Origin of the sequence: Rhodococcus sp. R1101 (assembly GCF_000278445.1) — a bacterium.
Classification (GTDB): domain Bacteria; phylum Actinomycetota; class Actinomycetes; order Mycobacteriales; family Mycobacteriaceae; genus Rhodococcus; species Rhodococcus gordoniae.
This window is the reverse complement of sequence record NZ_AJVB01000326.1, coordinates 1-4,290: the sequence shown is the minus strand read 5'-3', so window position 1 is coordinate 4,290 and position 4,290 is coordinate 1. Positions and strand designations below refer to the sequence as shown.

The window sequence follows — 4,290 nt, the reverse complement described above, 5'->3', positions numbered from 1 at the left end:
AGCCCGCCCGGCCCGCGCAGCCCGCACATGCGGCACAGCCCGCGCCGGCCGCGCTGCAGGCGAAGGGTCTCGACGAGAGCGAACGGCGCCTGACCTACACCGGTCCCGACGAGGACGGCCGCGCCCACGTCGCGCGGACGACCGCCGGTTCCGATGCGGGATCCGCACCGAAGCAGGCGGGCACCCGCAAGGAACGTCGTGCCGCCGCCCGGCGCGACGCGAAGACCAACCGGCACCGCTGACCCCGCCCGGTAGGGCGCGTACTGCGCGGCCGGCGCCGGACCACCTCACGACCCTGTGGCTCAGCCGAGCCACAGGGTCGTGATCGTCCAGCGGTGCGGCGCGCGTGGACGGGGACGCTTGCACACCATCCGCCCGGCGAATGCGAACACCCGTTCCCCGCGGGCGTAGCTGCCGAACAGTTCGACGGTGTCCGCGTCGACGGGGCGCACGCGTGTGCGCAACAGGACCGCGGTGCTGCGACCTGTGCGTGGCGTGCGGCCCGTGGCGATCGTGGAGACGAGCCGGGGGTCGAGGACGGTCGCCGACTGCACGGCAGGACGGCGCCCGTCCACCACCTCGAGGACGAGGCGCACGGCCGACTCCGCCATCCGTCCGACTGCCGGATCGACGGGGAGATCGGGCCGGTCGTCCATGTTCGCGGCTGCGCCGGGACTCCCGATTCCCTGGTGACGGAACGGGATTCGACCGGAGCGACCATCGTGCGGGGTGGCCCGGCGGGTCGCGTGGCTGCGGGAGCGACCGCAGTTCTCCTCGGCGGGGGGTTCGAGGCAGGTGAGGCGGCGCACGTAGCGCCCGGTGTGATGCGGCATGAGCTCTCCCGAAAGTCGTGACGGCGAATCGGCGGCACGGGTGGACCGGTGCCGAGGAATCGGTTCGGGAGAGGACGAACCGCGCACATGATGCCACACCTGCGGGGCGCCGGCGCGATAGGACGCGATCGGGGTGCCCGGGACATACGGTGGTGTCGTGCTGCGAGGACTCGTACTCGATGTCGGTGGCGTCCTGGTCGGGCCGGGAAGCGACCCCGGCACGTTCGGTGCGGTCGTGGCGTTCCTGCGTGCGCGGGGCGTGCGGACCGCTCTGCTCAGCAACGACCCCGGTGGCCCCGGCGCGCAGTGGCTGCGCGATCTCGAAGGCGCCTTCGTCGACCGCGTGGTGCTCTCGGGTGATGCGGGCGTCGCCAAACCCGACCCCGAGAGCTACCTGCTGGTCGCGCGACTGCTCGACCTCGGACCGGGCGAGTGCGTCTTCGTCGACGATGCGGTCGGCAACGTGCGAGGTGCTGCCGCTGCGGGGATGGTCGGCGTCCACCATGATGGTTCACACGACGCGCCGGGCGAACTGGCCGTACTCTTCGATCTCGATCCCGAGGAGATCGGGGGCGGCGCCGAGCCGTGGTGGCCATGCTCGGCAGGTTCGGGTCAGGAGGGGGAACGGGGTCGATGACGAGCCGGATGACGGCGCAGGACGCGTCGTACTACTACTTGGAGACGAGCAACACGCCGATGCACGTCGGTTCGCTCGCGATCCTCGAACCTCCCGAAGGCGGCCTCGACTACGAGAGCGTGCTCCGGCTGGTCGAGCAGCGGCTGCCCGAGGTGCCCCGCTACCGGAAGAAGGTGCGGGAGGTCGCATTCGGGCTGTCCCGCCCCGTCTGGGTCGACGACCGCGACTTCGACATCACCTATCACGTGCGGCGCTCCGCGCTGCCGAGACCCGGCTCCGACGAACAGCTGCACGACCTCGTCGCGCGCCTGGTCTCGCGGCCGCTGGACCGCACACGGCCACTGTGGGAGATGTACCTCGTCGAGGGGCTCGCGAACGATCGGGTCGCGTTGTTCTCGAAATCGCATTCGGCGCTCGTCGACGGTGAGGAGGCCCTCGACATCGTGCAGGTTCTCTTCGACCAGGAGCCGGTGCCGCGTGAGGTTCCCGAGGAATTGTGGATGCCCGAACGCGAACCGTCGGAATCCGCGCTGCTCGTCGGGGCGCTCGCCGAACTCGTCGCGCGCCCCGGGGAGGGGGTCGCCGCCCTCCGCTCGGCTGTGGGCGACCTCACGGCGACCCTCACCGAGACCGTCGACGCCGTCGGCCGCCTCGCCCGCACGGCTGCGCAGTCGGCACCCGAGACGCCGCTGAACACGCAGATCTCGAGGAGCCGCCGATTCTCCGTGGTGCGGTCCGATCTGGCGCCGTACCGCAAGATCCACTCGCGCTACGGCTGCACGATCAACGACGTCGTACTCGCGGTTCTCGCCGGGGCATTGCGCTACTGGCTGCTCTCCCGCGGGGAACCGGTCACCGAGGCCACCGTCGTGCGGGCGATGGTCCCGATGTCGGTGTACACCCAGGATCCGGACGACGGCGCCGGCAACGACACGATCCAGGTCCATCCGCAGGGCGAGGTGTCGTCCTTCCTGCTGGACCTGCCGGTGGGGAGCCGAACGCGGTGGTCCGGCTCTCGCACATCGCGCACGCCGGCGAGGCCTATTCGCGGCAGCGGCGGCGGGTGGCGGCCCAGACGATGGTCCGGTTGTCCGGCTTCGCCCCGGCGACGATGCACGCGGTGGGTACCCGGGTCGCGATGGGTTTCTCGCAGCGGATGTTCAACCTCATGATCACCAACGCCCCGGGTCCCCAGCACCCGCTCTATCTGACCGGGGCCCGTCTCCTGGAGATCTATCCGGTCTCGCCGTTGCTGAAGAATCAGGCCCTGAGCATCGCGTTGACGTCCTACGACGGCAAGATCTACTACGGTTTGAATGCGGATCGTGATGCGATGCCCGATGTGGACGTGGCAGCGACGCTGATCCAGGAATCTCTCGAGGAGTTGACGGATGCCGGCAGGTGAGAAGTGACGCGTGTCTATGTACCGGCAACGCTCGCGATGGTGCAGCGACTCGTCGCCGACGACGGGGTCGATCCGGTGAGCAGGACGGCCTTCGCGGTGACCCCCACGTTGCGGGAGGCCTACACGGCGGGTGACGACGAAGAGCTCGCCGAGGTCGCGATGGCGGAGGCGGCACGTGCGTCGCTGCGGTTGCTCGCCTCGGAGGAGCCCGGTGATCATCCGTCCTTCGCGTCCCGCCGCGTGGTGATCGCGGCCGATGTCGACGAGGTGAAGCCGCGGCCGGATCTCGACGATGCGGTGGTGCGGCTCACGGGGCCGATCCCGATGAGTGCGGTGGCCTCGGTGCACATCGACCTGCAGGAAGCGGAGACCGACGTCGCGCGGGCGCGTGAGGTCGTCGATGCGGCCGAACTGGGCGACGAGGAGGCGGAGTTCGTCCTCGGCGACGCGGAGGACCACGAACTGGCCTGGTACGCGACCCAGGAATTGCCCTTCCTGCTCGACCTGCTCTGACCCCGCCTTCGGTGTGACGGCCCTCTCGCCCTCAACCTACGCTTCCGTAACCTCTGATAACCTACGGAGGCGTAACCGGAGTGAGGAGAAACGGTCGGATGGGTCTGAAGGAATGGATCGAGAAGCCTGCGGCACACGTCGCGCCGGGAGAGAAATCGCTCTCCAACGTCCTGCGCGGCGCGGTGGCCCGGCTGACCACCCCTCTGCTTCCCGACGACTATCTGCATCTGGTCAACCCGCTGTGGTCCGCCCGTGAACTGCGCGGGCGCATCGTGTCGGTGCGCCAGGAGACACCCGATTCCGCGACGATCGTCATCCGTCCGGGTTGGGGCTTCGACTTCGGATACGCCCCCGGCCAGTACATCGGGATCGGCCTGCACATCGAAGGTCGCTGGCACTGGCGCTCCTACTCGCTGACCTCCTCGCCCACCTGGGACGACAAGGTCATCTCCATCGCCGTGAAGGCGATGCCCGAGGGGTTCCTGTCGAGCCATCTCGTCGGCGGTGTCCCGGAGGGGACCGTCGTGCGCCTCGCGGCCCCGAAGGGCGATTTCGTCCTGCCCGACCCGCCGCCGGCGAAGATCCTGTTCCTGACGGCCGGCAGTGGCATCACGCCGATCATGTCGATGCTGCGCACGCTCGATCGGCGCGCGATCGAGCGCGAACTCGATCTGCCCGACGTCGTGCACATCCACTCGGCGCCGACGGCCGAGAACGTGATGTTCCGCTCGGAGCTCGAACGCTTCGACGCCACCCACGACCGCTTCCGGGTGCATGTGCGTCACACGCGCGAGAAGGGCAAGTTCGCGCTGTCCGAGCTCGACGAGGTGTCGCCCCGACTGGCGTGAGCGCCAGACCTGGGCTGCGGTCCGCAGCAGATGCTCGACGACATCACCGCGCAC

The 4,290-nt window shown here is 69.5% G+C and carries 4 protein-coding genes and 2 pseudogenes; 5 read left to right on the top strand and 1 reads right to left on the bottom strand.

Annotated features, from left to right (window positions below):
• The coding region (locus tag R1101_RS27195; RefSeq protein WP_037223906.1) for a hypothetical protein at positions 1-242 on the top strand (242 nt) is incomplete at its 5' end.
• Between the two features lie 60 nt (positions 243-302).
• Here the strand turns inward: R1101_RS27195 and R1101_RS0117030 are convergent.
• Positions 303-833 carry an Rv3235 family protein gene (locus R1101_RS0117030; RefSeq protein ID WP_016934574.1) on the bottom strand — a complete coding sequence of 177 codons (531 nt, stop codon included), beginning with the start codon at positions 831-833 and terminating at the stop codon, positions 303-305.
• Between the two features lie 160 nt (positions 834-993).
• Between R1101_RS0117030 and R1101_RS0117025 the strand changes: the two genes are divergently transcribed.
• The 4 genes and pseudogenes from R1101_RS0117025 to R1101_RS27185 all read left to right on the top strand — a co-directional run.
• Positions 994-1,470 (top strand): HAD-IA family hydrolase, encoded by a 477-nt coding sequence (locus tag R1101_RS0117025; RefSeq protein ID WP_051017576.1) that lies wholly within the window; start codon positions 994-996, stop codon positions 1,468-1,470.
• A pseudogene (locus R1101_RS27190) lies at positions 1,467-2,875 on the top strand (WS/DGAT/MGAT family O-acyltransferase). The gene R1101_RS0117025 and the pseudogene R1101_RS27190 overlap by 4 nt, the downstream one beginning before the upstream one ends.
• 3 nt (positions 2,876-2,878) lie before the next feature.
• On the top strand, positions 2,879-3,388 hold the full coding sequence (locus R1101_RS0117015) for a DUF6912 family protein (protein ID WP_016934572.1): 510 nt from the start codon (positions 2,879-2,881) through the stop codon (positions 3,386-3,388).
• A gap of 98 nt (positions 3,389-3,486) precedes the next feature.
• Positions 3,487-4,290, top strand: a pseudogene (locus tag R1101_RS27185) (ferredoxin reductase); the annotation flags it as partial.

What these genes read in the sequence shown, in the direction of transcription:
- R1101_RS0117030 (WP_016934574.1), bottom strand. Translation starts at nt 833, where the DNA reads ATGCCGCATCACACCGGGCGCTACGTGCGCCGCCTCACCTGCCTCGAA.